Below are 24,387 nucleotides of genomic sequence, written 5' to 3'. Positions count from 1 at the left end.
CTTACCCCGGCCTGACAGTCTGGCTTACCAGCTCGGTAAGCGAAGACGAGAGGAAAAACCAGAGCGCCACCAGGGCGACAGCGGCCACAACCCAGGTCAGCCAGTACCAGCGACGACCGCTGCGCAGGCGTGATGCCCGGGCAACAATGGGGGCGTCCTGTGCCAGCGTAAAGGCCGGCACCCGTTCCGCGAGCGCACGAACGATATCTTCCCGGTACTCATCATCCTGGGCGCGATACTGACCGACGAACCCCAGCTGCAGGGTCCGGTACATACAGGTCAGGACGGCGGCGTCAGGGGCGGTTTCTTTCAGCAGGTTTCGAATCCTTTCCCACAACTCCTCACCGGCATTGAGGGTGCCAAAGAAGTGGGCCTGTAACGGATCACGGCGCCAGGTCAGGTAACCATCATCGGTGGTTCCGCGGTTCATCACGCTCTCATCAAGCAATGCGCACAGGGCATACACCATATGGTCACGGCTGATGTCGCTGTAACCGGCATCTCTCAGTGCGCTTCGGGTATCCTGAACCAGACGACAGGCCCGCCGATAGAGACTTTCACCATCCCGGACTTCCTGACCGCCGCGTAGCTGGCTTGCCATCAGCCAGCCGGGATAGAAAATCTTTTCGATTTGGCTGAGTTCGGATTTATTCATGTGCGCAGCACCGCAAAGAGTTCAAGATTCACATCCCCCAGCGAACGTGGGGTGTAGAAGGTGCAACTGCCCATCTCAAGCATCGCCCGTGCCGCCTCAGTACTCAGATCAAGCGAGAAATACTGGTTCTCAAGGCGTAACGGGATAGCGGCCGGAACATGGGTTAGCGGCTTGATAACCATCCCGCTCAGGGCCACATTCACCACATCTGACACATCGTCGAAGCTGCCCGCTTTACACAACTGCGGGAATTTCGTCTGAAGTTCATGGTTCGGCATGGAGGAACGTACGGAGAGGTAGAAGTCAGTCCCTTCACGCAGGCGCGCATCGTGCAGGGCACCTTTCCAGATCTGATCCTGATGCTCCAGGTGGATACTCACCACCCGCGACGGCAGACTCGCTTCCAGCAACTTATCGAGCAGTGCCAGCAGCGGCGGGAAGACCCGTTCCGGAGCATAGTGCTGGTAGGCAGGAATATCGCCGGCGTCATGCTCCAGTGAGAAAGTCAGCAGGCTGCCAGCCAGACGGGTCAGTTCGCGGTACAGCAGTTCCGGGTGACGCTCAGGCGTCTGAAGTAGTTCCGTCAGCACCGGTTCGGCGCTGTTCAGGGCATTGAGCAGCCAGAACAGGGAGACATCCGCAACCGCAAAGTCGGCCATACGTTCATTGCTTTCACGGCGCATAGCCATCAGGCGACGGCGACGGGCCTGCAGCCGAATGAGCAGGTCACTCAGTTCGGTGGCAAGCCACTGACTGGTAGCAATGGACAGCATCGGCGGAATAAAGGCCGGATCGCGGCTCCACTGCCCCTGTGCATTACGCACCAGGCGAGCCACCGGGCAGGTCAGGTAAGCGGTATTTTCCTGGCTGGAAAGACGCAGGGTCAGCGCATGACGCAAAATCGCGAGTTCACCGCTTTCATGGCCGGCCAGCTCCTGTACCACCACGCGCTCCGCTTTCCAGCGACGCGGACGCTCACTGTCCTGGCCGTTATCAAGGTTGCCACCGCTGGCGCTCAGCAGCGGCAGCGCGACAACCACGTCAACAACCTCACTGCCGGCGGCAACAGACAAATCACAGACCGGTGGAAGCGTGTCTGCCAGATCGGTATCCACAAGGGTACCGTCCTGAAAGCGCACCACCAGACGGGTGGCGTTCAGACGCGAGAGCGCCAGTGCAGCATCATCAAATTCTGCCGCCACCACGCCCCAGGGATGAGAAATACCCATCCGGGCGATCATGTCGGCAACGTGTTCACTCCAGCGGGCCTGCTGCTGGAACTGTTGCGGGGCCAGAGCGGCCCCATCCTCCCAAAGTGGGCGGTAAATTTTCATCCCTGATTTCCCCTCGCCTTATGATTTCGCCTTCGGCATCTGGGAAACCAGTGACAGGTTGACGTCCATCCCTTCCACCTGGAAGTGCGGGATCGCGTACAGCTTCACGCGGAAGAAGCCCGGGTTGTCTTCGATGTCTTCCACCACCACTTTCGCATCGCGCAGCGGATGAGAGGCCTGCAGCTCGTCGCCCGGGTCGGTCATTTCGGTCACCAGACTGCGAACCCAGGTGTTCAGCTCAAGCTCCAGCAGACGACGGTCTTTGGTGGTACCGATATTTTCGCGCTGAATCAGCTTCAGGTAGTGGGCGATTCGCGACAGCAGGAAGATGTACGGCAGACGGGCATTGATACGGCTGTTGGCCGTGGCATCCGCTGTATCGTACAGGGCCGGCTTCTGGGTGGAATTAGCGCTGAAGAAGCAGCTGTAATCACGATTTTTGTAGTAGGACAGCGGAATGAAACCGAGGTTGGCGAATTCAAACTCACGGGTTTCAGGGATCATCACTTCTGACGGGATCTTGACCTGATTACCGGTGCCCAGATCGTAAAGATGGATAGGCAGATCCTGAACGGCACCACCGGCCTGTGGGCCACGAATTTGTACACACCAGCCATTGTTGATGAAACTACGTACCATGTTGGATGCAAAGGCAAACGAGGCGTTGGTCCACAGGTATTTATCGTGATCCGGGCCCTTCACTTCTTCCACGTAGTTGAAGCTACGCACCGGTACGGTGTCCGGGCCATATGGCAGACGACCCAGTACGCGCGGCATCACCAGACCGATATAGCGGGCATCATCCGTCTCACGGAAAGATTTCCACTTGATATATTCAGCGCGGTCAAAGTAGTTACCAATATCTTTGATGGCGGCTACTTCCTCCATCGAATCTTTAAGGAAAAATTTCGGGCCGGCAGAGCCGATAAACGGCATATGTGCAGCAGCGGAGACTTTGGAGATGTTGCGCAGCAGAGCAACATCCTGCGCAGACGCATCAAATTCATAGGCGGAAATCAGCGCAGCGATAGGCTCTCCACCCGGCGTGTCATACTCATCAATATAGGTATGTTTATACAGACCACTCTGGATGATTTCCGGGCTGTCTTCGAAGTCCTGACGCAGATCTTCTTTTGACATATCCAGCAACTCAACTTTCACGTTCTGACGGAAATCGGTTTTGTCGACCAGCGATTTCACGCCGCGCCACAGGCTCTCTACCGCCTGGAATTCTTCGCTGTGCATGACCGCATCCAGCTGACGGCTAATCTGGTAGTCCAGTTCTGCGATATGGTGGTCAATCAGGTTTTTGTCGAGTTTTTCAACTTTTGAGCCCGCTTTCGTCAGGCATTCCAGGAATACCTGCATCCCGGCCGTTAATCGTTCATCTGCAGTCGCATCCGACATCGCCTGTGCATCCTGCCAGATATCCAGCGCGCTCAGCTCAGAGACCGGGTTCAGGTTGATTTTTTCAAACAGGGACGCATAAACCCCGCCTGCAGAAGGACGTTCCAGCACCATACTCTCACCACCAGCCGCATTCTCATTTTTTACAGACATCAGCATCTTCCTTATTAATCCGTTAAATCATCGTGACCGTTATGGCTGCTTTGGGGCCAGGGCTGAGAGTTCGGCTCTGAGTTCTGCACTTAACGCCGGGTCCAGCAGAATTTTTTCCAGTTCCTTTCGGAAAGCCTGGTTATCCAGCAGATTCGCTTTTAAATCGCGAAGCAGGTTGCGCATGGAAAGCATTGCCTTCAACTGAGGGATTTGACGGGAGACCTGTTCCGGAGTGAAATCCTTCATGCTCTGGAAGGTCAGACTGATGTTGTCTTCACTGCCATCATCAGCAAGCGTGTTTTTAACGGTCAGATTGATTTGTGGGGAATATTCGGAAAGCACAGAATCAAAATTATTTTTGGCCAGATTAACTTTTTTGCGCTCAGACAGTGGTGCAGACTCCTGACCATTGCTGAAGTCGCCCGTCACCAGTAATTTCAGGGGGAGCTCCGTTTTCTTACTTGCGCCCCCCGTATGCAAATCGAGTTTGAGATTAATGCGCGCTTTAGGAATTTCGGACTGAAAGGAAGAGTTAGACATGGCTGTCCCTGTTCTATGGATTAATAGAAACGGTCAATGCCAGTGAGAAATATATAATAAAAAATTACCCTGCCAGAACAACTTTCCGGTCACGTCATCCGACGTAAATAAAAATCCCGGAACTAAAAAGCGGGTGCATTCCATCCACCAACATGCCGACACTGTATTTTTGAGTATTTTTCTGAAATGAAAGATTTCGGATAGAACCCAATAACCGGAGTGTAGGAATGTTCACCGCCTGTCCGGAAACAAAAATATGTAACAATATGTTACACTATAATTTTTTAACAATTACAGATCATCTTTCTGATTTATAAGAATTTCATTGTGTAACCCATTCAATTCCCATGGGATAAGGGCGTGTGATAAATGATCAACTTAGTTTAAAGTGTAACTTTGTACGAAATGCCACCAATCACGTGAAATATCTGATTTCGTACTTTTATCAAAAATGAGAAACAGGATGTGACTGCGCAAGTGAAAAATTGACGACATTTTCAGTCTTTCATCATTTCTTATTATTCATTTAAACGGTGCTTATTTGTTTTCGTCAGAAGAAAGGAAATGTCACGACGGCCATTTACACATGCCTCAATATCGTAAATAAGCACGACCTGGACACCGGCCATTCAGGAAATGGACAGTGATCAGATTGACTAATGCGTTGAGAATGTTTGTTCTATTGCTCAGGTTGTAATGCGATCCGGTTATCCGACAAGCTCTTCAAAGGGCGTCGTATACCACTGGCGATGATCTGCATGGCGCTGATTTTTATTTGCCTTATTGGCCACTGGAAAAAAATCTTTGCTGATGGTCGCTGTTTTTGCCGCCATCGTAGGTTGTCTGATTTATTTTGTTCTGCTATCCGTCTCATCGCGGAGCACTGGAGCTTGCTGACGCCTGATTTTACATTCCACGCAGGGAGGATTCCCTATACCTCCCTGCGCTACTTTTCTGCCCCCCGCTTCTATTTGTTATACATTTAATGCTCATAAGTTTTACATTTATCTTACAAATAAATAAACTTTCTTACGTTGTAGGCGCAGGCACTTCCCCTTCGGATTACCCACCATAACAACAGGATCTCAGGCGGCTAACGTCCTTAGCAGGATGATACGCCAGCCCACTGAGCAAAAAAGCGTTACACGATTGACTTTGTATGGGATGCACAATGGACGAACAAAAAAACAGAGGTGGAGGCGTGTTCTTTACGCTCTACCGCTTACTCTTCGTATTACTCAGTGTTGGCACTGGGCTGTTTTTAACCATCTGGGGCGGCAAGCTCCTGTCACTGGGCGGCAGCGCCTGGTATCTGATCGCCGGACTGGCGTATCTGGTTATCGCGGTAGGCTATCTGCTGCGTCGTAAATTTGCCCTCTCCCTTTCCATTATTACCTTTGTTTTAACCCTTATCTGGGCGCTCTATGAAGTGCAGTTCAGCTACTGGGGACTGATCCCGCGTCTGGTAGTTCCCGCACTCTTATTAATGCTCGCCCTGTGGCTGACCACGACGCTTCCGGTTAAACGCACGCTGGTGCGCAACGCCAATCGCAGCGCAACGGTGATTTTTGTTGCCCTGCTGGCTACGCTGGTTTCAGCATTCTTCCCACACGGTGGCATTCATAATGGTGTTGTCGACACCCACGCAAGCAAAGAACCCACGCTGGTGCCCAAAAGTGATAACTGGGAATTCTTTGGCCGCGATGCCTCCGGTACGCGTTATGCACCATACACGGATATCACGCCAGAAAATGTGAAAGACCTGAAAGTGGCGTGGACATACCACACCGGTCGCCGCTTAACCGGGCCGGGTATCGGTGTAGACGAAAACACGCCGCTGCAAATTGGCGACACTCTCTACTCCTGTACCCCGCTGAACGTGGTAACGGCTATTGATGCCGATACCGGTAAAGCCCGCTGGCGCTTTGATCCGCACGCACAGACCGCAGAACATGTAACCTGTCGCGGTGTGGGTTATTACGATGCACAGAAAGATGACTCGCTGAACGCGGAAGAGAAAGCCAGCCCGGCGCTTCAGCAGTGCCCGCAGCGTATTATCATCTCTACCGTCGATGCCCGCCTGATTGCCCTGAACGCCAAAACCGGCGAGCTGTGCGATGGCTTTGGTGACAATGGCAGCGTCGATCTGAAACAGGGTATGGGCGATACGGAAAACAGCAAACGTTATCACCCAACGTCCATTCCGATGATCATGGGGCACATCGCCGTTATCGGTGGCTGGGTGCGTGATATCGTGCACGGTGAACCTTCAGGTGTTGTTCGCGCTTATGATGTCCGCACCGGCGATATCGTCTGGGCCTGGGATGTCGGCCAGCCGGAAAATATCACTGACCCGGAAAAAGCCCGCGCGTATACGCTGGAAACGCCCAACGTCTGGACGGTTCCAGGTTTCGATAAAGAGCTGAATCTGGTGTATCTGCCTACCGGTAACGGCCCGCCAGACTACTGGGGCGGCGACCGTAACCAAGCCAAAGAGAAATACGGTTCATCTGTGGTAGCCGTTGATGCCAGCACCGGTGAGACCAAATGGGTCTTCCAGACGGTTCACCATGATATCTGGGACTACGATTTACCGTCTCAGCCGGTTCTGTTCCACATGAAGAACGAGAAAGGCGAAGAGATCCCGGTGCTGATTCAGACCACCAAAACCGGGCAGATCTACGTTCTTGACCGCCGTACCGGGAAACCGGTAACCAAAGTGGAAGAGATCCCGGTTCCGCATCAGGGCGCAGAGGGCGAACGCCTTTCCACTACTCAACCGTTCTCCACCGGGATGCCGCAACTGGGCGTTGACCCGCTGACCGAGAAATCAATGTGGGGCGTGACGCCGTTCGATCAGTTGATTTGTCGTATCGACTTTAAAGAATCGACCTATCTCGGCATGTATACCCCGCCGTCCGAGAAACCGTATATCGAATGGCCAAGCCTGCTGGGCGGCATGAACTGGGGTGGCATCACTATCGATGAGCGTACCGGTACGCTGTTCGTCAATGATATGCGTATGCCACTGCGGATGTCGCTGGTACGCCAACAAGATATGGCGAAATACCATGTGTCGACCGATGAAGTGCCTGGCTTTATGGGTACTGTTCGTCCTCAGGTCGCTGGCCCATATGGCGGTGTACGTATCGATATTCTGCAATCCGCGCTGGGCGTACCCTGTAATACCCCGCCGTTTGGCACCATGAGCGCCATCGATCTGAATACGCGTCAACTGGTGTGGCAGGTGCCGCTGGGTTCCGTCGAAGATACCGGCCCGCTGGGCATGAAAACGCATATGCACATTCCGCTGGGAATGCCGACGCTGGGTGGCCCTACTTCAACAGCATCCGGCCTGGTGTTCTTTGCCGGTACACAGGATAACTACCTGCGTGCACTTGACTCGGCGACCGGTAAAGAGTTGTGGAGAGCACGCCTGCCAGTTGGTGCTGTCGCCGCACCACTTATCTACAAATCACCCAAGACCGGGAAAGAGTACGTGGTTATTTCGGCAGGCGGTGCCAGCCACTCGCCAGATGTGGGTGACGACATTATCGCCTACGCGCTTGAAGATTAAGTTCTGACAGCCAAAAAAGCCCGGCAGCGTTTAACGCTGTCGGGCTTTTTCATTCTACCCAGTGCGCGAACCGCCATCGGGTCAGCAATATATTTAACCTGCCCATAGTGACGATCCACTTCATCAATAATTCGACTGACTTCGCCCCGGAAACACGCCCGTCACAAATTAAGAAAAAACAAAAAACCGGCCCACGGAGTGGGCTGCGCTGGTATATATTCACATTGGCAGTGCTTCATGTACAAAGCATCTGCATGTTTTCGCGCCATATTCCCTGATTATATTTGGAACCCGGATGAAACCATTTCGCTATTCTGCCGCTGCCCTCTGCTCCCTGATGTTGTGCTCTTCGCCCGCCAGCGCCGAGGTTGACCTGGGTTCCATCGATATCTTTTCCGGAAATAACCCTGACAGCCCGGTACCAAAAGGATTTGTTCTGGGTGCCGCCGCCATTAGCGGAACGGCTCGCTACCAGAAGCAGGATAACGATACCTATTTCATACCCGGCGGCCTCTACTTCGGCGATCAGTTTATCTATCTCGGCGATCGCGCCCGTTACTACTTCCATATTGACGATAAAGTGGCTTTTTATGGTTATGGCCGCTGGCGCTTTGGCAACCTCGATCCCAGTGATGATGCCGCTTTCAAAGGCATGGAAAAACGCAAAGGCGAGTTTGAGGCGGGGATCGGCGCGACGCTCATCACCCCCTACGCGCTGCTGAGCGCCCGTCTCAGCTCTGACGTGACAGGCCGCAGCGATGGGCAAGAGCTGCTGCTGTGGGCAGATTTCCCGATCATCAAAGATAATCTGCTGGTGATGCCTGGCATGGGGCTGATGATCCGCAGCAGCAATATGGCGAACTACTATTTCGGCGGCATCTCGGCCAGCGAAGCAACTCCGCAGCGCCAGCAGTGGGATACCGGCACCACCGTCTCGCCAATGGCGGCGATTATCACCAGCTACCGTTTCAGCCCCCACTGGGTCGGCATGTTCGCAGCAAACTACGAACTGTATGACAAAGACATCGCCGACAGCCCTATCGTGCAGCACAACGGCGAGCTCTATGGCATTCTCGCCGTCGGCTATACCTGGTAAGCGTGGGCGGTCCCGGTCTTCAGCTCCCCGGCTATCTGTAATGTCAGGGCGCTAAATGCCCGCGCGGCGGCGCTCTGCCAGGCCGCCTTGTGCTGTAACAGACAGGCGGTCCTCTCCAGCAATAGCGGGGTGAGTTCCACCGCCACCAGATCGTCACGATCCCGCACAATGGCCGCCGGTAACAGCGTCGCCAGTTGGGTCCGCTGAATCACGGTCAGTACCGCGCTGATGGAGTTGGCCTCCATCTGAATCTTCGACTGAACATGATGCTGCCGACAGTAGCGATCGATTTGTTCGCGGGTAGCAAACTCCTCGCTCAATAAAATCAACGCTTGCTGATTCAGTGCCTCCAGCTTTACCCGCCGCTGCTCCGCCAGCGGATGATGGCGCCCCACTACCAGCGCCAGCGTTTCGCTGAGCAAAGGCGTCGCGACAATATCCGCAGTGCCAATGTCGCTAAAGGCAATTCCAGCGTCCAGCTCATCATTCAGTAACAGCGCTTCCATTCGGTCCTGCGGCATTTCGCGCATCGTCAGCGTGATACTGGGGTAACGCTGATAAAACGCCGCCACCAGCGGCCCCATAAAATAGGTCGTGAAGGTCGGCGTCATCGCTACCCGTAGCGAGCCCCGCTGCAGGTCTTCCACATCATGGATCGCCCGTCTGCCCTCTTCCAGATCCTGTATGACCCGACGAGCGTAAATGAGCCAGGCTTCTCCGGCATCCGTCAAACGGGTGTGGCGCCCGCTGCGATCAAAAAGCTGCGCCCCCAGCGACGCTTCAAGCTGGCGAATTTGTTGCGACAGCGCCGGCTGCGAAACATGCAGCGCCGTTGCCGCGCGGGTAAAACCGCGGTGTTCCGCGACCGCCAGAAAACAGGTGAGATGACGTAGCAACATGCGATTTCTCATAAGCAAAACAAATCGAGTTAATCATAAATAAGTCTTTTAACTTATGAAACAACCTGCGTACCCTGTTTGTGTACTCAGCCGCAACACTTCCCTTTCGCCACTCGCCTGTTTCTCTCTTCAGGAGCCGCTATGTCTGTTCATCACCACTATCTTCAGTCTGCACTCACGCACCGGGCGGATACACAACCATGAACCCGATGCCCCGCAACAGCCTGATGCTGCTGGTGTTGGTTCTGGTCGGTATTAATATGCGCCCGCTGCTGACCTCCATCGGACCGCTGCTGCCGCAACTACAGCAGGCCAGCGGCATGGGGTTTGCCCTTATTTCACTGCTCACCGCACTCCCGGTGATGGCGATGGGGCTTCTGGCGCTGGCAAGCCCGTGGATCGATCGCCATCTCAGCGAAAGCCGTGGGGTTGCGCTCAGCCTGTTGATGATTGCCACCGGCGCGCTGCTGCGCGAACTCGCGCCACACAGCGGACTGCTACTCAGTAGCGCCCTGCTGGGCGGGATTGGGATCGGTATTATTCAGGCGACCATTCCAGCGATGATCAAACGGCAGTTTTGCCAACGGACGCCGCAGGTCATGGGGCTGTGGTCCGCTGCACTGATGGGGGGTGGCGGTTTAGGTGCCGCGTTGACGCCCTGGCTGGCTCAGCACAGTGCCGTCTGGCATGACGCCCTTGCCTGGTGGGCGCTGCCCGCCGTCGCGGCGCTGTTTGGCTGGTGGGCGATCGGCCGAACACTGCCTGCCCCGTCACCTGTTGCATCAGGGGCTGCCGTGTCGGTATTCCGCCATCGCCGCGCCTGGACCCTCGGGCTCTACTTCGGCCTGATTAACGGCGGCTACACCAGTTTAATCGCCTGGCTGCCGCCCTATTATATGCAGGCGGGCTATAGCGCCCAGTTCAGCGGTACCCTGCTGGCAATATTAACCATCGGCCAGACCGCCGGCGCGCTGCTGATCCCGATGCTGGCCCGGCACGACGATCGCCGTCGGTTATTAATCCTGACGTTACTCCTCCAGCTCATGGGATTCTGCGGTTTTATCTGGCTACCGCTGCAGATGCCACAACTGTGGGCCATCAGCGCCGGGGTGGGTTTAGGTGGCGCTTTTCCGCTGTGCCTGGTACTGGCGCTCGACCATGCCCGACAGCCTGCCATCGCCGGTCGGCTGGTGGCCTTTATGCAAGGGATCGGGTTTATCGTGGCCGGAGCCTCCCCGTGGCTGGCAGGCCTGCTCCGTAGTCTGAGCGGCGATTATGTGCTGGACTGGACGTTTCACGCCGTCTGCGTCGCCACCCTGATGGTGGTGACCTTCAGTTTTGTGCCTGCCCGCTATCCGCAGGAGTGGCGACAGCGGGAACCGATCGGCGATTAAATCAGTTTATGGCGACGGCGCGGGACGATTTTCCGTGTCGTCCCAGCGCCATGCCAACAATAGAAAAAATCCCAAAATCAAGCAGCTATCACCGCAAGAGCACGGCGGTAAAAAGCCGTCGCCAGAATAGAATTTATTACCGAATGAAATTAATGTGTCGCCGAATCACGACACTCGTAAGTAACTAAAAATTAATAAAAAAATGCCGCTTGTTTCCCTGATTTTTTAGGCGTACATTAGCGCCATCTGGAGCCCTAACCGCACAGAATTTCGATCTGCCGCAGCCGCCAGAATCGTCTGGTTTTACCGCGACAGATCAGTATCAACAATGAAAATTATATTCATTTAGGCGTTTCGCCGAGAACGCGGAGTGATGAGTCGTGAAATACTTTATTATGGGCGTGTCGTTTATGGTCATCGTATGGGCCGGTACTTTTGCCCTGATGATCTAGCACTGTCAGCGTCAAAAAAACGGGAGCCAGAAGGCTCCCTTTTTTATTGCCGGTATTCGTTGATTCGCCTGGTTATTCCTGACTGTCGCCGGTCGACTTGCCCGAGGCAGGCAGCAGCCCGTCAGCACGGAACATCGCTTTGATCCCACGAATCGCCTGGCGGATACGGTCGCGGTTTTCGATCAGCGCGAAGCGCACATGGGTGTCGCCGTAATCGCCGAAGCCAATGCCCGGAGAGACGCACACTTTCGCATCCTGCAGCAGCTTTTTAGCAAACTCCAGCGATCCCAGCGCCGCATACTGCTCCGGAATTTTCGCCCATACGTACATGGATGCCTTCGGACACTCGACCATCCAGCCCGCTTCATGCAGCCCTTTCACCAGCACATCGCGACGGCGCTTGTACTGCTCTGCAATATCACGCACGCACTGCTGATCGCCTTCCAGCGCGGCAATCGCCGCGACCTGTAACGGCGTGAAGGTGCCGTAGTCGTGATAGCTTTTAATACGGGCCAGCGCATTAACCAGGGTTTTGTTCCCCACCATAAAGCCGATACGCCAGCCGGCCATATTGTAACTTTTGGAGAGGGTAAAGAACTCCACCGCGACATCGCGCGCGCCGGGGACTTCCATGATCGACGGCGCTTTCCAGCCGTCATACACGATATCGGCATAGGCCAGATCGTGGACCACCAGGACATCGTAACGCTTCGCCAGCGCGACCACTTTTTCAAAGAACTCCAGCTCGACGCACTGCGCGGTCGGGTTGGACGGGAAACCAAGGATCATCATTTTGGGTTTCGGGTAGCTTTCGCGGATCGCACGCTCCAGCTCGTTGAAGAAATCAACGCCCTCCACCAGCGGCACTGAGCGTACCTGAGCGCCAGCAATCACCGCGCCATAGATATGAATCGGGTAGCTCGGATTTGGCACCAGCACCGTGTCGCCATGATCCAGCGTCGCCAGCATCAGGTGTGCCAGCCCCTCTTTTGAGCCGATGGTGACAATCGCTTCTGATTCCGGATCGATCTCGACGTTATAGCGATCCTGATACCAGCGCGAAATGGCGCGACGCAGGCGAGGAATACCGCGCGATGTTGAGTAGCCGTGCGTATCAGGCCGCTGGGCAACGGTGCAGAGTTTTTCGACGATATGCGGCGGGGTCGCCCCATCGGGGTTGCCCATACTGAAATCGATAATATCTTCGCCGCGCCGACGCGCAGCCATTTTCAGTTCAGCGGTAATGTTAAATACATACGGGGGCAGACGATCGATACGCGTAAAACGGCGTTCAGGACTGGATTCAGCCATAGATTCCTCAGATTAACGTTAGCGCCCGGACCGTCCGAGCGACGCTGTCGCCTGTGCGACAAGCTTAGAAAATAACCCGAAAAAAATGATGCTGTCGAGAGGGTGGACAAAAAATAATATCTGGCAAACAAAAACGGGTATCGTCTCCCAAAAATGTGGCAGGGGCGCTCCTCGATTTAGCCGGGAGGAAAATTGACTGCAACATATTAATATCTATTAATTTACCTGTTTTTATCATTCCGAATGTTCGCCTCGCCCATCCTCAGGCTTTGGCATTAATCCCCTTTTATTTGTGCAACTTTTCCTCATTCCCCACTCCGCTGGCCTCTTCGGCTGGCCTTCTGACCTCAGGTTTTTTATCATGTCGCTTTCCCGCGATAGATACGGCGCACTCATGCACGAAATATTCACTATGCTGCTGGCGGTATTTGACCGCGCGGCGCTGATGCTGATTTGTCTTTTTTTCCTGATTCGCCTGCGTCTGTTCCGCGAGCTGCTGCATAAATCGGCGCATACGCCGAAAGAGCTGCTGGCGGTTATCGCCATCTTTTCCCTGTTTGCGCTGTTCAGCACCTGGTCCGGGGTGCCAGTAGAAGGCTCCCTGGTCAACGTGCGCATTATTGCCGTGATGTCCGGCGGTATCCTGTTTGGCCCCTGGGTCGGGGCCATCGTCGGCGTGATTGCCGGGGTTCACCGCTATCTCATCGATATCGACGGCGTTACCGCCGTGCCCTGCTTTATCACCAGTATTGTCGCCGGGCTGTTGTCAGGGCTGATTAGCCGTAAGGTCCCGAAAGCACAGCGCTGGAAGGTCGGGATCCTCGCCGGCATGCTCTGCGAAACGCTAACCATGATCCTCGTGATACTGTGGGCGCCTTCGCTCTCACTGGGTATCGATATCGTCTCCAAAATCGGGATCCCGATGATCCTTGGCAGCGTCTGCATCGGCTTTATCGTTCTGCTGGTGCAGAGCGTCGAGGGGGAAAAAGAGGCCAGCGCGGCGCGTCAGGCAAAACTGGCGCTGGATATCGCCAATAAAACGCTGCCGCTCTTTCGCCATGTGAACAGCGAATCGCTGCGTCAGGTCTGCGATATTATTCGCCGCGATATTAATGCTGACGCCGTCGCGATCACCACCACCGACCGGGTGCTGGCCTATGTCGGATTTGGCGAAAGCAACTATCACGACCATGACAATAGCATCAGCCCTACCACCCGTCAGGCTATCGAAAGCGGGAAAATCATCATTAAGAACAATGATGAAGCGCACCGCACCCCGGAAATCCACTCCATGCTGGTGATCCCCCTGCGGGAGAAAGGCATCGTTACCGGCACGCTGAAAATCTATTACTGCCATGCCCATCGCATCACCTCGTCACTGCAGGAGATGGCCATCGGGCTGTCACAGATCATCTCCACCCAGTTGGAGGTTTCGCGCGCTGAGCAGCTGCGGGAAATGGCCAACAAAGCTGAACTTCGCGCCCTACAGAGCAAAATCAACCCGCATTTTCTGTTTAATGCCCTCAATGCGATTTCATCTTCAATCCGCATGAATCCGGACACCGCGCGCCAGCTCATTTTTAATTTGTCGCGCTATTTGCGCTATAACATTGAATTAAAAGACGACGAGCAGATTGATATCAAAAGAGAGCTGTACCAAATCAAGGATTATATTGCCATCGAGCAGGCGCGCTTCGGCGATAAGCTGACCGTTATCTACGATATTGATGATGAAGTCAGCTGCGTGATCCCAAGCCTGCTGATTCAACCCCTGGTGGAGAATGCTATCGTCCACGGGATCCAGCCGTGCAAAGGTAAGGGCGTGGTCACTATTGGCATCACCGAATGCGGCAACCGGGTGCGTATTAGCGTGCGCGATACCGGTAATGGCATCGATCCGGACGTGGTTGCCCGAGTGGAAGCCGATGAAATGCCGGGCAATAAGATTGGCCTGCTGAACGTGCATCATCGCGTAAAATTGCTGTATGGCGAAGGATTGCATATCCGCCGCATGACCCCCGGAACGGAGATTGCGTTCTATGTGCCCAACAAGCTCGTCTCTGAGCCGACTCCGGTGTCCCTGTTGCCATGAGCGGAGAAAAAATGAAAGTTATCATTGTTGAAGATGAATTTCCGGCGCAGCAGGAGCTCACCTGGCTGATTAACACCCATAGCCAGATGGAGATTGTCGCCACCTTTGATGACGGGCTGGACGTCCTGAAATTCCTGCAGCACAACAAGGTCGATGCCATTTTTCTCGACATCAATATTCCCTCGCTGGACGGCGTTCTGCTGGCGCAGAACATCAGTCAGTTCGCGCATAAACCGTTTATCGTGTTTATCACCGCCTGGAAAGAGCATGCGGTGGAGGCCTTTGAGCTGGAAGCGTTCGACTATATTCTCAAGCCGTACCAGGAATCGCGGATTATTAACATGCTGCAGAAGCTGAGCAGCGCCTGGCAGCAACAGCAGCAAACGGCCAGCGGTGCCGGTACTGCGCCCAATCCGCAGCGTGAAAATGACACGATCAATCTGATCAAAGACGAGCGGATTATCGTGACCAGTATCCACGATATTTATTACGCCGAAGCGCACGAAAAAATGACGTTTGTCTATACCCGGCGGGAATCGTTCGTAATGCCAATGAACATTACGGAATTCTGCAGCAAGCTACCGCCAGCGCACTTCTTCCGTTGCCACCGCTCCTACTGCGTTAACCTGAATAAAATTCGCGAGATTGAGCCGTGGTTCAACAATACCTACATTCTGCGCTTACGCGATCTGGAATTTCAGGTCCCGGTCAGCCGCAGCAAGGTCAAAGAGTTTCGCCAGCTGATGCATCTGTAGTGAGCAGCGTATAGCCCGCCCGGGCGTTATCTTGCCGGAACGGGCTATCTGAGACAGGGTTAGAGAATCTGCCCCAGCGTCTGGCGCAGATGCGCCCCGGAACCCAGCAGGCCTGGATTATCGTGGACGATCAGGTAGACGGGAATATCCTGAACAAAAGCTTTAAAGCGCCCTTTGTCTTCAAAACCACCGCGGAAGCCAGAAGCCTTAAAGAACTCAAGGAAACGAGGCACAATACCGCCGGCAATATACACCCCACCAAAGGTCGCCAGGTTCAGCGCCAGGTTGCCGCCGAAACGCCCCATGATGACGCAGAACAGCGACAGCGCACGACGGCAATCAATACAGGCGTCGGCCAGCGCGCGTTCGGTGACGTCTTTCGGCTGGAGATTTTCCGGCAGGCGGCCATCCGCTTTCACAATTGCGCGATACAGATAGACCAGCCCCGGACCAGACAACACGCGCTCGGCGGAGACGTGCCCGAGTTCAGCGCGCAATTCCTGCAGAATAATGCCCTCTTCTTCGCTGTTTGGCGCGAAATCAACGTGGCCGCCTTCACCCGGCAGGCTCACCCAGCGCTTGTCGACGTGGACCAGGTGGGCAACACCAAGGCCGGTACCAGCACCGTAGACCGCAATGGGTTTGCCTTCGACCGGCGCGGTGCCGCCAAACTGAATCAGGTGTTCAGCCTTGAGCATCGGGATAGCCATAGAGACTGCGGTGAAATCGTTGATGATTTCCAGGTGCGAAAAGCCGAGGTTCTCTCTCATTTCGGCGATCGAAAACGCCCAGGTATGGTTGGTCATCGCCACCCAGTCACCGGTGATCGGACAGGCAATTGCGATGCAGCCATCTTCAACGGCTACGCCCTGCTCGTCCAGATAGACGCGAACCACGGCCTCAAGGCTGGGATAATCGAGCCCGGAATAGGTTTTTGCCTGGGAAATTTCCCCGCTGGCCATGTCGCATAATGCCAGTCGGGCATTGGTCCCGCCGACGTCTCCTACTAAAGCAAATTTTGTCATTCCGTTACGGCTCCACTAAAGTCAAAATGATTCTTTTGGCACACTGTAAATTCATGATGCCCTAACAACAACGACCAACGTATAAGTGCCCACAGTTTAGCGACCTACATCACATTTAGGTTGTAATCTGTGCAATATGATTCCGTTCATCTTCCGGGATCGTCAGGCACCACCTTAAGTTTATCGTTTCAGCACCATTTGCATCTACGCCCCCTGGGCGCGAGTGCAAAATCGTACTTTACGACTTTAAAAGGAAACGTTTCATGCTGCATCCGCGTGCAAGAACAATGCTGTTGTTAGCGATACCGGCCGTCATTATTGGTATCGCTTCCAGCCTGGTATTGATTGTAACGATGAAGATTGCGGCTATCCTGCAGCATTTCCTGTGGTTCAGCGTCCCGTCGGGTTTAGGTATCGACGCCAGCAGCCCGCTGTGGATCATCGCCATCCTGACGCTGACCGGTATCGCCGTCGGCCTGATCGTGCGCTTTAGCCCCGGACATGCCGGGCCGGACCCGGCCACCGAAGCGTTAATTGGCGAGCCCATCAACACCGGTGCGCTGCCGGGCCTGGTGGCGGCATTGGTGCTTGGCCTCGCCGGTGGTGTCAGCCTCGGGCCGGAACATCCGATTATGGTGATGAACATTGCGCTGGCGGTGGCCGTAGGCTCCCGCCTGTTCCCCCGCGTGAGTTCGCTGGACTGGACGATTCTTGCCGCCTCCGGCACTATCGGCTCCCTGTTTGGCACGCCGGTGGCCGCCGCGCTGATCTTTTCGCAAACCCTCAATAGCAGCAACGACGTGCCATTGTGGGACCGGCTGTTCGCCCCGCTGCTGGCGGCCGCTGCTGGCGCCCTGACCACCGATTTGTTCTTCCTCCCCAATTTCTCGTTGCCGATCCCCGTGTATGCACAAATGCATCTGGTCGATATCTTCAGCGGCGCGATTGTGACTCTTATCGCCATCGCCGTCGGTATGGTGGCCGTCTGGTGTTTACCGCGACTGCACACGCTAATGAATCGCCTGAAAAACCCGGTATTAGTCCTCGGCCTCGGCGGCTTGTTGCTGGGGATCCTCGGCGCGCTGGGCGGGCATATCACACTGTTCAAAGGGCTGGATGAAATGCAGCAGATTGCCGTGAGCCAGACGTTGACCTCAGGCGACTTTTTGCTGATTGCGCTGGTGAAACTGGCGGCGCTGGTGATTGCGTCCGCCAGTGGTTTTCGCGGTGGGCGGATTTTCCCTGCAGTATTCGTCGGCGTGGCGCTGGGCTTAATGCTACACGCGCACGTTGATGCGGTACCGGCGGCCATTACCGTCTCCTGCGCGATCCTTGGCATGACGCTGGTAGTGACCCGCGATGGTTGGCTGAGCCTTTTTATGGCCGCAGTGGTGGTGCCGGATACCACGCTGTTGCCGCTGCTGTGCATCGTGATGCTCCCGGCCTGGCTGCTGCTGGCCGGGAAGCCGTTAATGATCGCCAGACACCGGAACGACTAAACGCGGCTGTTTCGCTCCTCCAGCGCCTGGGTCACCGCCCTCAGGAAATCAGGGATGTCCATTTTCGGCAGCATGACTTCCACCAGCGTCAGCTTGTCTGAGCCAACGCTGTCGGCTATCGCGTCCTCCAGGCCTTGAGTATCCGTCACGCGCCAGCACCGGGAAGGAACATCCGGAGCAAACGCCTCTGGCAGACGGTTCCAGTCCCACAGCGCGATATCGTTATAACGCTGCTCCGGCCCGTGTATCGCGCGCTCAACGGTGTAGCCTTCGTTATTGAGCAGCAGAATCAACGGGTTTTGTTTATCCCGCAGCATGGATCCCAGCTCCTGAATCGTCAGCTGCGCCGCCCCGTCGCCCACAATCAGCACCACTCGCCTGCCCGGCGCTGCGGTCTGCGCGCCGTAGGCGGCCGGCAGGGTAAATCCGATGGAGCCCCATAGCGGCTGGACCAGCAAGGTGGCATCAGAGGGCAGTTTCAGCGCCGCAACGCCAAACGCCGCGGTGCCTTGATCGGCCAGAATAATATCGCCCGGGCGCAGCTGTTCCTGAACGGTACTCCAGAAATTCTCCTGGGTGAGAGGCCCACTCGCCGCGCAGGCCACTTCCGGCGCGCTACAGGCCGGCATCGACCACTCTGCGGCCAGGCTGCTGGATAGGGTCATCAACACCCCAAGCGCCTGGTCCATCGGGATACGGCTGAACCAATGGTCACCGACTCGGACGGCGAAAGGCTGGATCTCGATCGTCCGCTCCTGCGGTAAATGCTGGGTGAATCCGGCGGTGATGGTATCGGTAAAGCGCGTCCCGACACAGATGATGGTATCGGCATTTTCGATAGCTTCGCGTGTGGATACCGCGCTGGCAATCCCGCTGTAGGTACCAACAAAACCGCGCTGTTGTTCATCAAACAGCCCTTTGCCCATCAGCATGGTGGCACACGCCATCGGCGTTTTCGCCACCCACGCTCGCAGCGTATCCTGCAGGCCATAACGCTGAGCGAGGAAATCAGCCAGCAGCGATACCCGGCGACTGCTGCGCAGCATCTGCCCGGCGTGTTCACGGAAGCCAGCCAGCTGGTTTTCATCGGCAGGCGGCCCTTCTATTGTCAAACGACGTGCCGGCGGCGTGGCTTTCGCTTTGGCCACGTCGGCCGGCAGCATCAAATAACCGGGACGATGGTGCGTTAACATCTCGCTCAGCACGCGGTCGATTTCATGGCAGGCGTTCTCGGCCGTCAGGGTGGCCTGGGTACAGGTGATCTGCTCGCTCATGCGGGCAAAGTGCGTGAAATCGCCATCCCCAAGGGTATGGTGCAGAAGCTCCCCCCGCTGCTGTGAGCCGGTACAGGGCGCCCCGACGATATGTAGGACCGGAACATGTTCGGCATAGCTGCCGGCCACGCCGTTAAGGGCGCTCAGCTCGCCGACGCCATAGGTCGTCAGCAATGCGCCAGCACCTTTAATTCGTGCATATCCGTCAGCGGCATAGGCGGCGTTCAGCTCATTCGCACAACCAACCCATCCCAACGCATCATGGGCAATAACGCAGTCGAGGAACTGTAAATTGTAATCTCCGGGTACGCCAAACAAGCGGTCTATGCCGCAATCTACGAGACGATCCAGCAGATAATCACCAATGGTGTAAGTCGGTTGCATTTCCATACTCCAATCCCGTTGCAGGTAATTTGAGTATTGAATAAGCGATCGAACTGTCCAGATTGTGATCAATATTCACAGTGGAAAGCAAAATTTACGCCAGTGGGGAGTGTACTCTGCGCAGAACATTCTTTAGTGTAAACGTATACACTAGCTGTTCTGTCTACGGAGGAAGTATGGTTTACCAGGCAAATTCGGCGCGATACCAGACGATGGAATACCGCCGTTGTGGCCGCAGCGGCTTAAAGCTGCCGGCAATTTCACTCGGTCTGTGGCACAACTTTGGTGACGAAACGCGGGTGGAAACCAGCCGCCAGCTGCTTCGTCATGCTTTTGATCTCGGCATCACCCATTTCGATTTAGCCAATAATTACGGGCCGCCTCCGGGCTCGGCAGAGAGCAATTTCGGCCGTATCCTGCGGGAAGATTTTTTGCCCTATCGCGATGAGTTGATTATCTCCAGCAAAGCCGGCTATACCATGTGGGACGGGCCTTACGGCGACTGGGGGTCACGTAAATATCTGGTGTCCAGCCTCGACCAAAGCCTGAGGCGAATGGGGCTGGAGTACGTCGATATCTTCTATCATCACCGCCCGGATCCGGAAACACCGCTGCAGGAAACCATGCGCGCGCTGGACCACCTTGTCCGCCAGGGTAAAGCGCTGTATGTCGGGCTCTCCAACTATCCTCTTGAGCAGGCCGCTGAAGCGGTGAGCATTCTCAACGACCTCGGCACGCCGTGCCTGATTCATCAGCCGAAATATTCGATGCTCGAACGCTGGGTTGAGGACGGACTGCTTGATTTTCTGCAGACCGCAGGGGTGGGAAGCATAGCGTTTTCACCGCTGGCCGGAGGTCAACTGACGGATCGTTATTTACACGGTATACCGGCCGATTCCCGTGCCGCCAGCGGCAGTCGTTTCCTGCAAGCAGATCAGTTGACCGACGCGAAGCTGGAGAAAGTGCGCCAGCTGGACGCGCTTGCTCAGGCCCGTGGACAAAAGCTCTCGCAGATGGCGCTTGCCTGGGTATTGCGGGAAGAAAAAGTGACTTCGGTACTGATTGGCGCCAGTAAAACCGCACAGCTTGATGATGCTGTCGGCATGCTGGGTAACCGGCTTTTTAGCGCGGAAGAGTGCGCGAAAATTGGCGCGATCCTGGCGGCGTAAAGCAAATTTTCCTTTAGCAAAAAGTGCTCTTATCCGTGATTTAGGAGTTCCTCCAATGCTACGGCGCTTTACCGCCCCGTAATATCACGTTAACAGGCCCAATGAGAGCCTATTTATCAGGCTCTCAGGCCCCGATCGTGAAGGAGAAGAGTATGTTCAGGTCACTGATTCTGGCAGCAGTGCTTTTGGCTTCAACGCCACTGGTTGCCAACGCCGGAGAAATCACCCTGCTGCCATCTGTAAAATTACAAATAGGCGATCGTGATAATTACGGTAACTACTGGGACGGCGGCGGTTGGCGAGACCGCGATTACTGGCGCCGTAATTATGAATGGCGTGATAATCGCTGGCACCACCATGACAACGGGCGCCATCGCGGCTGGGATAAGCGCAAAGCTTACGAGCGAGGTTATCGCGAAGGCTGGAACGATCGTCGCGACCGTCACGACGGTTGGGGACGAGGTCCAGGCGGTGGCGGTGGCCGCGGCCACGGTCATGGCCATCATTAAACATTTCGGGGAGCCACAGGGCTCCCCGAATTATTTCCACCACGACCATTACAATCCAAGTACCGTTCCCACCAGTAACCAGCCGTTCAGTAACACTACAATGGCGACAATCAGCCAGCCCAGCCGTTTAATCCACTGCGTATTCACCAGCTCACCCATTAACTGCGCATTGCTGGTGAAAATCAGCAGCGGAACCAGCGCCAGTGCAATACCAAAGCTGAGCAGCACCTGGCTCATCACCAGAATACGAGTGGGGTCCAGGCCGATCATAATCACAATAAAGGATGGCAGCATGGTCACCAGACGGCGGAACCACAGCGGAATATGGAAGCGGATAAACCCCTGCATCACCACCTGCCCTGCCAGCGTGCCCACCACGGTCGATGACAGACCAGCGGCCACCAGACTCAGGCCAAATATGGTTGCCGCCGCATGACTTAACAGCGGCTCCAGCGTCAGGTAGGCCTCATCAAGATTGGCAATGCCCGTATGCCCGTTAAAGTGAAAGGCCGCAGCCGCCGTGGCCATCATCGCCAGATTAACAAACCCGGCGATAGTCATGGCAATCGCGACATCCCAACGCGTGGCATGGTAACGATCTTTGCGCGTGCCTTCGTGCAGATTCTGAGTTAATGAAGAGTGCAGATAGATGACGTGCGGCATAATCGTTGCGCCCAGCACACCGGCCGCCAGGAACACCGCTTCATTATTGGGCAGGCCTGGGACAATCATCCCTTTCGCCAGCGGCGCCAGCGCCGGTCGCGAGAAGATCAGCTCAACAATATAGGCGACGGCAACAAACAGCAGTAATCCGCCGATGACTTTCTCCAGCGGCTTTTGCCCGCGGCGCTGAAGCATCAGGATCAGGAAGGTGGCAACCCCGGTGAGTACGGCCCCCTGCAGCAGCGATATACCGAGTATCAGCTTGAAGCCGATCGCCGCGCCGATAAATTCAGCCAGATCGGTAGCCATGGCGATGATTTCCGCCTGCACCCAATAAAACCACACCACCGGACGCGGGTAGTGATCGCGGATCTGCTCCGCCAGATTTTTACCGGTCGCAATCCCAAGTTTTGCCGACAGCACCTGGATCAGCATCGCCATTAAATTGGCCCACACCACGACCCACAGCAGTTGATAGCCAAAACTGGCCCCGGCCTGGATATTGGTGGCAAAGTTACCGGGATCGATATAGCCAATGGCAGCAATGAACGCAGGCCCCATCAATGCGAGCTTCATCTTGCGCGCTGCGCGACCGCTGCTATTCTCAACGCGAGTGCCTGTCATTTTCTGCCTCTGAAATATAGCCTTTGCTATGTTTCATGCTATCAAAATGCGAATGATTATCAAGTTCATTTGTAAAGATAGTCATTATTGCTCTGATAGGGGGGAACGATAGCGGCTAACAACGAAAAACGGGTATGGATGGAATTGCATCTCGCCAGATCACAGAGTAGTACAATCTAAGCAACTTTTAAAACCTTTACGCAACATAACAAAAATGTATGTTTGATCACTATTTCCACCACTGGTCACAGTTCCTTGCAATAGTGTGGATTTGATCTCGTTTTCTTTGCTGCTGTTACATAGAATGTGCAAAGAAATTTAACCTGCCTCATATTTGGAGCAAATATGGACCGCGTCTTGCATTTTATTCTCGCGATCGTAGTGGTGGCTATACTGGCCCTTTTGGTCAGCCATAACCGTAAGCAAATTCGCATTCGTTATGTTATTCAATTACTTGTTATTGAAGTCTTGCTGGCATGGTTCTTCCTGAACTCCGATGTTGGTCTGGGTTTTGTGAAAGGCTTCTCCGAGATGTTCGAAAAGCTGCTCGGCTTTGCCAACGAAGGGACCAACTTCGTCTTCGGTAACATGAATGACAAAGGCCTGGCCTTCTTCTTCCTGAAGGTTCTGTGCCCTATCGTCTTTATCTCCGCGCTGATCGGTATTCTGCAGCACATCCGTATCCTGCCTATCGTCATTCGTGCGATTGGTACCGTGCTGTCTAAAATTAACGGCATGGGCAAGCTGGAATCCTTCAACGCCGTCAGCTCGCTGATTCTGGGCCAGTCGGAAAACTTTATCGCCTATAAAGATATCCTGGGCAAAATGTCACGCAACCGCATGTACACCATGGCCGCGACCGCAATGTCGACCGTTTCCATGTCTATCGTCGGCGCATACATGACCATGCTGCAGCCAAAATATGTTGTTGCTGCGCTGGTGCTCAACATGTTCAGTACCTTTATCGTGCTGTCGCTGATTAACCCGTATCGCGTAGAAGAAAGCGAAGAAAACCTGCAGATGTCCAACCTGCACGAAGGTCAGAGCTTCTTTGAAATGCTGGGGGAATACATTCTGGCGGGCTTTAAAGTAGCGATTATCGTTGCTGCTATGCTGATCGGTTTTATCGCCCTGATTTCCGCGTTGAACGCCCTGTTCGCTACCGTGACCGGTTGGTTCGGCTACAGCATCTCCTTCCAGGGGATTCTGGGCTACATCTTCTATCCGGTTGCATGGGTGATGGGTGTTCCGGCCGGTGAAGCGCTCCAGGTGGGCAGTATCATGGCGACCAAGCTGGTTTCGAATGAGTTCGTCGCGATGATGGATCTGCAGAAAATTGCCAGCACGCTTTCTCCACGCGCTGAAGGCATTATCTCTATCTTCCTGGTCTCCTTCGCCAACTTCTCTTCTATCGGGATTATTGCCGGGGCGATTAAAGGCCTGAACGAAGAGCAGGGTAACGTCGTTTCCCGCTTTGGTCTGAAGCTGGTGTACGGTTCCACGCTGGTGAGCGTGCTCTCTGCTTCTATCGCGGCGCTGGTTCTGTAATCTCAATCAATACCGAAAAGCCGGGCT

At 54.9% G+C, this 24,387-nt stretch carries 20 protein-coding genes and 1 pseudogene; 11 read left to right on the top strand and 10 right to left on the bottom strand.

Translation table 11 applies throughout. The annotated features are described in order from the left end of the window. Position 1: 1 nt before the first annotated feature. Genes tssL through tssB form a run of 4 tightly spaced genes read right to left on the bottom strand, consistent with a single transcriptional unit; the run spans position 2 to position 4,089 of the window. On the bottom strand, positions 2–655 hold the full coding sequence (gene tssL, locus ACMYSN_RS22000; protein ID WP_462496161.1) for a type VI secretion system protein TssL, short form: 654 nt from the start codon (positions 653–655) through the stop codon (positions 2–4). After that, on the bottom strand, positions 652–1,989 hold the full coding sequence (gene tssK / locus ACMYSN_RS21995; protein WP_462496160.1) for a type VI secretion system baseplate subunit TssK: 1,338 nt from the start codon (positions 1,987–1,989) through the stop codon (positions 652–654). Before tssK ends, tssL begins: the two co-directional genes overlap by 4 nt. 18 nt (positions 1,990–2,007) lie before the next feature. Further along, the gene (tssC, locus tag ACMYSN_RS21990; RefSeq protein ID WP_462496159.1) at positions 2,008–3,549 is read right to left on the bottom strand and encodes a type VI secretion system contractile sheath large subunit; all 1,542 of its coding nucleotides are present in this window, start codon (positions 3,547–3,549) and stop codon (positions 2,008–2,010) included. A gap of 39 nt (positions 3,550–3,588) precedes the next feature. Next, positions 3,589–4,089, bottom strand: coding sequence for a type VI secretion system contractile sheath small subunit (tssB, locus tag ACMYSN_RS21985; protein WP_462496158.1), 501 nt, complete (start codon positions 4,087–4,089; stop codon positions 3,589–3,591). A gap of 707 nt (positions 4,090–4,796) precedes the next feature. Here tssB and ACMYSN_RS21980 point away from each other — a divergent pair. The 3 genes and pseudogenes from ACMYSN_RS21980 to ACMYSN_RS21970 form a co-directional block, all read left to right on the top strand. Next, positions 4,797–4,941, top strand: a pseudogene (locus ACMYSN_RS21980) (MFS transporter); the annotation flags it as partial. A 319-nt stretch (positions 4,942–5,260) separates the two neighbouring features. Next, on the top strand, positions 5,261–7,666 hold the full coding sequence (locus tag ACMYSN_RS21975) for a PQQ-binding-like beta-propeller repeat protein (protein WP_462496157.1): 2,406 nt from the start codon (positions 5,261–5,263) through the stop codon (positions 7,664–7,666). Positions 7,667–7,961: 295 nt separating this feature from the next. Beyond that, positions 7,962–8,762, top strand: a complete 801-nt coding sequence (locus ACMYSN_RS21970) for a MipA/OmpV family protein (protein WP_174507744.1) — start codon at positions 7,962–7,964, stop codon at positions 8,760–8,762. On the opposite strand, the gene cynR is transcribed toward ACMYSN_RS21970, so the two are convergent. Then, positions 8,750–9,661 carry a transcriptional regulator CynR gene (gene cynR / locus ACMYSN_RS21965; RefSeq protein WP_462496156.1) on the bottom strand — a complete coding sequence of 304 codons (912 nt, stop codon included), beginning with the start codon at positions 9,659–9,661 and terminating at the stop codon, positions 8,750–8,752. The genes ACMYSN_RS21970 and cynR overlap by 13 nt on opposite strands. Positions 9,662–9,861: 200 nt before the next feature. Between cynR and ACMYSN_RS21960 the strand changes: the two genes are divergently transcribed. Both ACMYSN_RS21960 and ypdK read left to right on the top strand, forming a co-directional pair. After that, positions 9,862–11,055 carry a cyanate transporter gene (locus tag ACMYSN_RS21960; protein ID WP_462496155.1) on the top strand — a complete coding sequence of 398 codons (1,194 nt, stop codon included), beginning with the start codon at positions 9,862–9,864 and terminating at the stop codon, positions 11,053–11,055. A gap of 380 nt (positions 11,056–11,435) precedes the next feature. Further along, positions 11,436–11,507: a membrane protein YpdK gene (gene ypdK, locus ACMYSN_RS21955; RefSeq protein ID WP_099130696.1), complete on the top strand. Its 72-nt coding sequence runs from the start codon at positions 11,436–11,438 to the stop codon at positions 11,505–11,507. A gap of 72 nt (positions 11,508–11,579) precedes the next feature. On the opposite strand, the gene alaC is transcribed toward ypdK, so the two are convergent. Beyond that, positions 11,580–12,818 (bottom strand): pyridoxal phosphate-dependent aminotransferase, encoded by a 1,239-nt coding sequence (alaC, locus tag ACMYSN_RS21950; protein WP_462496154.1) that lies wholly within the window; start codon positions 12,816–12,818, stop codon positions 11,580–11,582. Between the two features lie 412 nt (positions 12,819–13,230). Here alaC and ACMYSN_RS21945 point away from each other — a divergent pair, with 412 nt between their 5' ends. Together ACMYSN_RS21945 and ACMYSN_RS21940 are read left to right on the top strand one after the other, a co-directional pair. Continuing rightward, entirely contained in the window at positions 13,231–14,910 is a 1,680-nt protein-coding gene (locus ACMYSN_RS21945; protein WP_462498312.1) for a LytS/YhcK type 5TM receptor domain-containing protein, read from the top strand. 11 nt (positions 14,911–14,921) lie between these two features. After that, the gene (locus ACMYSN_RS21940; RefSeq protein WP_462496153.1) at positions 14,922–15,665 is read left to right on the top strand and encodes a LytR/AlgR family response regulator transcription factor; all 744 of its coding nucleotides are present in this window, start codon (positions 14,922–14,924) and stop codon (positions 15,663–15,665) included. Between the two features lie 59 nt (positions 15,666–15,724). Here ACMYSN_RS21940 and glk read toward each other — a convergent pair whose 3' ends face one another. After that, the gene (glk, locus tag ACMYSN_RS21935) at positions 15,725–16,690 is read right to left on the bottom strand and encodes a glucokinase (RefSeq protein WP_462496152.1); all 966 of its coding nucleotides are present in this window, start codon (positions 16,688–16,690) and stop codon (positions 15,725–15,727) included. 263 nt (positions 16,691–16,953) lie between these two features. Between glk and ACMYSN_RS21930 the strand changes: the two genes are divergently transcribed. Beyond that, the gene (locus ACMYSN_RS21930; protein ID WP_462496151.1) at positions 16,954–18,189 is read left to right on the top strand and encodes an ion channel protein; all 1,236 of its coding nucleotides are present in this window, start codon (positions 16,954–16,956) and stop codon (positions 18,187–18,189) included. Here ACMYSN_RS21930 and ACMYSN_RS21925 read toward each other — a convergent pair. After that, positions 18,186–19,847: an alpha-keto acid decarboxylase family protein gene (locus ACMYSN_RS21925; RefSeq protein WP_462498311.1), complete on the bottom strand. Its 1,662-nt coding sequence runs from the start codon at positions 19,845–19,847 to the stop codon at positions 18,186–18,188. The genes ACMYSN_RS21930 and ACMYSN_RS21925 overlap by 4 nt on opposite strands. Before the next feature lie 176 nt (positions 19,848–20,023). Here ACMYSN_RS21925 and mgrA point away from each other — a divergent pair, with 176 nt between their 5' ends. Further along, the gene (gene mgrA, locus ACMYSN_RS21920; RefSeq protein ID WP_462496150.1) at positions 20,024–21,016 is read left to right on the top strand and encodes an aldo-keto reductase family protein; all 993 of its coding nucleotides are present in this window, start codon (positions 20,024–20,026) and stop codon (positions 21,014–21,016) included. 152 nt (positions 21,017–21,168) lie between these two features. Beyond that, positions 21,169–21,525 (top strand): DUF2502 domain-containing protein, encoded by a 357-nt coding sequence (locus ACMYSN_RS21915; protein WP_462496149.1) that lies wholly within the window; start codon positions 21,169–21,171, stop codon positions 21,523–21,525. A gap of 48 nt (positions 21,526–21,573) precedes the next feature. Here the strand turns inward: ACMYSN_RS21915 and ACMYSN_RS21910 are convergent, their stop codons facing one another. Together ACMYSN_RS21910 and ACMYSN_RS21905 are read right to left on the bottom strand one after the other, a co-directional pair. Beyond that, positions 21,574–22,812: a divalent metal cation transporter gene (locus ACMYSN_RS21910; RefSeq protein ID WP_462496148.1), complete on the bottom strand. Its 1,239-nt coding sequence runs from the start codon at positions 22,810–22,812 to the stop codon at positions 21,574–21,576. After that, positions 22,793–22,849: a hypothetical protein gene (locus ACMYSN_RS21905; RefSeq protein WP_419144713.1), complete on the bottom strand. Its 57-nt coding sequence runs from the start codon at positions 22,847–22,849 to the stop codon at positions 22,793–22,795. The genes ACMYSN_RS21910 and ACMYSN_RS21905 overlap by 20 nt, the downstream gene beginning before the upstream one ends. Positions 22,850–23,157: 308 nt before the next feature. Here ACMYSN_RS21905 and ACMYSN_RS21900 point away from each other — a divergent pair, with 308 nt between their 5' ends. Continuing rightward, on the top strand, positions 23,158–24,360 hold the full coding sequence (locus ACMYSN_RS21900) for a NupC/NupG family nucleoside CNT transporter (RefSeq protein ID WP_123755305.1): 1,203 nt from the start codon (positions 23,158–23,160) through the stop codon (positions 24,358–24,360). Positions 24,361–24,387: the final 27 nt, after the last annotated feature.

The organism is Klebsiella sp. R445 (assembly GCF_051131755.1).
Classification (GTDB): domain Bacteria; phylum Pseudomonadota; class Gammaproteobacteria; order Enterobacterales; family Enterobacteriaceae; genus Klebsiella; species Klebsiella lignicola.
Note: the sequence above shows the minus strand (reverse complement) of the source record. Positions and strands in the feature narration are given on the sequence as shown.

What these genes read in the sequence shown, in the direction of transcription:
- ACMYSN_RS21900 (WP_123755305.1), top strand. Translation starts at nt 23,158, where the DNA reads ATGGACCGCGTCTTGCATTTTATTCTCGCGATCGTAGTGGTGGCTATA.
- mgrA (WP_462496150.1), top strand. Translation starts at nt 20,024, where the DNA reads ATGGTTTACCAGGCAAATTCGGCGCGATACCAGACGATGGAATACCGC.
- ACMYSN_RS21915 (WP_462496149.1), top strand. Translation starts at nt 21,169, where the DNA reads ATGTTCAGGTCACTGATTCTGGCAGCAGTGCTTTTGGCTTCAACGCCA.
- ACMYSN_RS21970 (WP_174507744.1), top strand. Translation starts at nt 7,962, where the DNA reads ATGAAACCATTTCGCTATTCTGCCGCTGCCCTCTGCTCCCTGATGTTG.
- ACMYSN_RS21910 (WP_462496148.1), bottom strand. Translation starts at nt 22,812, where the DNA reads ATGACAGGCACTCGCGTTGAGAATAGCAGCGGTCGCGCAGCGCGCAAG.
- tssL (WP_462496161.1), bottom strand. Translation starts at nt 655, where the DNA reads ATGAATAAATCCGAACTCAGCCAAATCGAAAAGATTTTCTATCCCGGC.
- tssB (WP_462496158.1), bottom strand. Translation starts at nt 4,089, where the DNA reads ATGTCTAACTCTTCCTTTCAGTCCGAAATTCCTAAAGCGCGCATTAAT.
- ACMYSN_RS21975 (WP_462496157.1), top strand. Translation starts at nt 5,261, where the DNA reads ATGGACGAACAAAAAAACAGAGGTGGAGGCGTGTTCTTTACGCTCTAC.
- ACMYSN_RS21925 (WP_462498311.1), bottom strand. Translation starts at nt 19,847, where the DNA reads ATGCAACCGACTTACACCATTGGTGATTATCTGCTGGATCGTCTCGTA.
- ACMYSN_RS21945 (WP_462498312.1), top strand. Translation starts at nt 13,231, where the DNA reads ATGCTGCTGGCGGTATTTGACCGCGCGGCGCTGATGCTGATTTGTCTT.
- ACMYSN_RS21940 (WP_462496153.1), top strand. Translation starts at nt 14,922, where the DNA reads ATGAAAGTTATCATTGTTGAAGATGAATTTCCGGCGCAGCAGGAGCTC.
- tssK (WP_462496160.1), bottom strand. Translation starts at nt 1,989, where the DNA reads ATGAAAATTTACCGCCCACTTTGGGAGGATGGGGCCGCTCTGGCCCCG.
- glk (WP_462496152.1), bottom strand. Translation starts at nt 16,690, where the DNA reads ATGACAAAATTTGCTTTAGTAGGAGACGTCGGCGGGACCAATGCCCGA.
- ACMYSN_RS21960 (WP_462496155.1), top strand. Translation starts at nt 9,862, where the DNA reads ATGAACCCGATGCCCCGCAACAGCCTGATGCTGCTGGTGTTGGTTCTG.
- ACMYSN_RS21930 (WP_462496151.1), top strand. Translation starts at nt 16,954, where the DNA reads ATGCTGCATCCGCGTGCAAGAACAATGCTGTTGTTAGCGATACCGGCC.
- alaC (WP_462496154.1), bottom strand. Translation starts at nt 12,818, where the DNA reads ATGGCTGAATCCAGTCCTGAACGCCGTTTTACGCGTATCGATCGTCTG.
- cynR (WP_462496156.1), bottom strand. Translation starts at nt 9,661, where the DNA reads ATGTTGCTACGTCATCTCACCTGTTTTCTGGCGGTCGCGGAACACCGC.
- tssC (WP_462496159.1), bottom strand. Translation starts at nt 3,549, where the DNA reads ATGTCTGTAAAAAATGAGAATGCGGCTGGTGGTGAGAGTATGGTGCTG.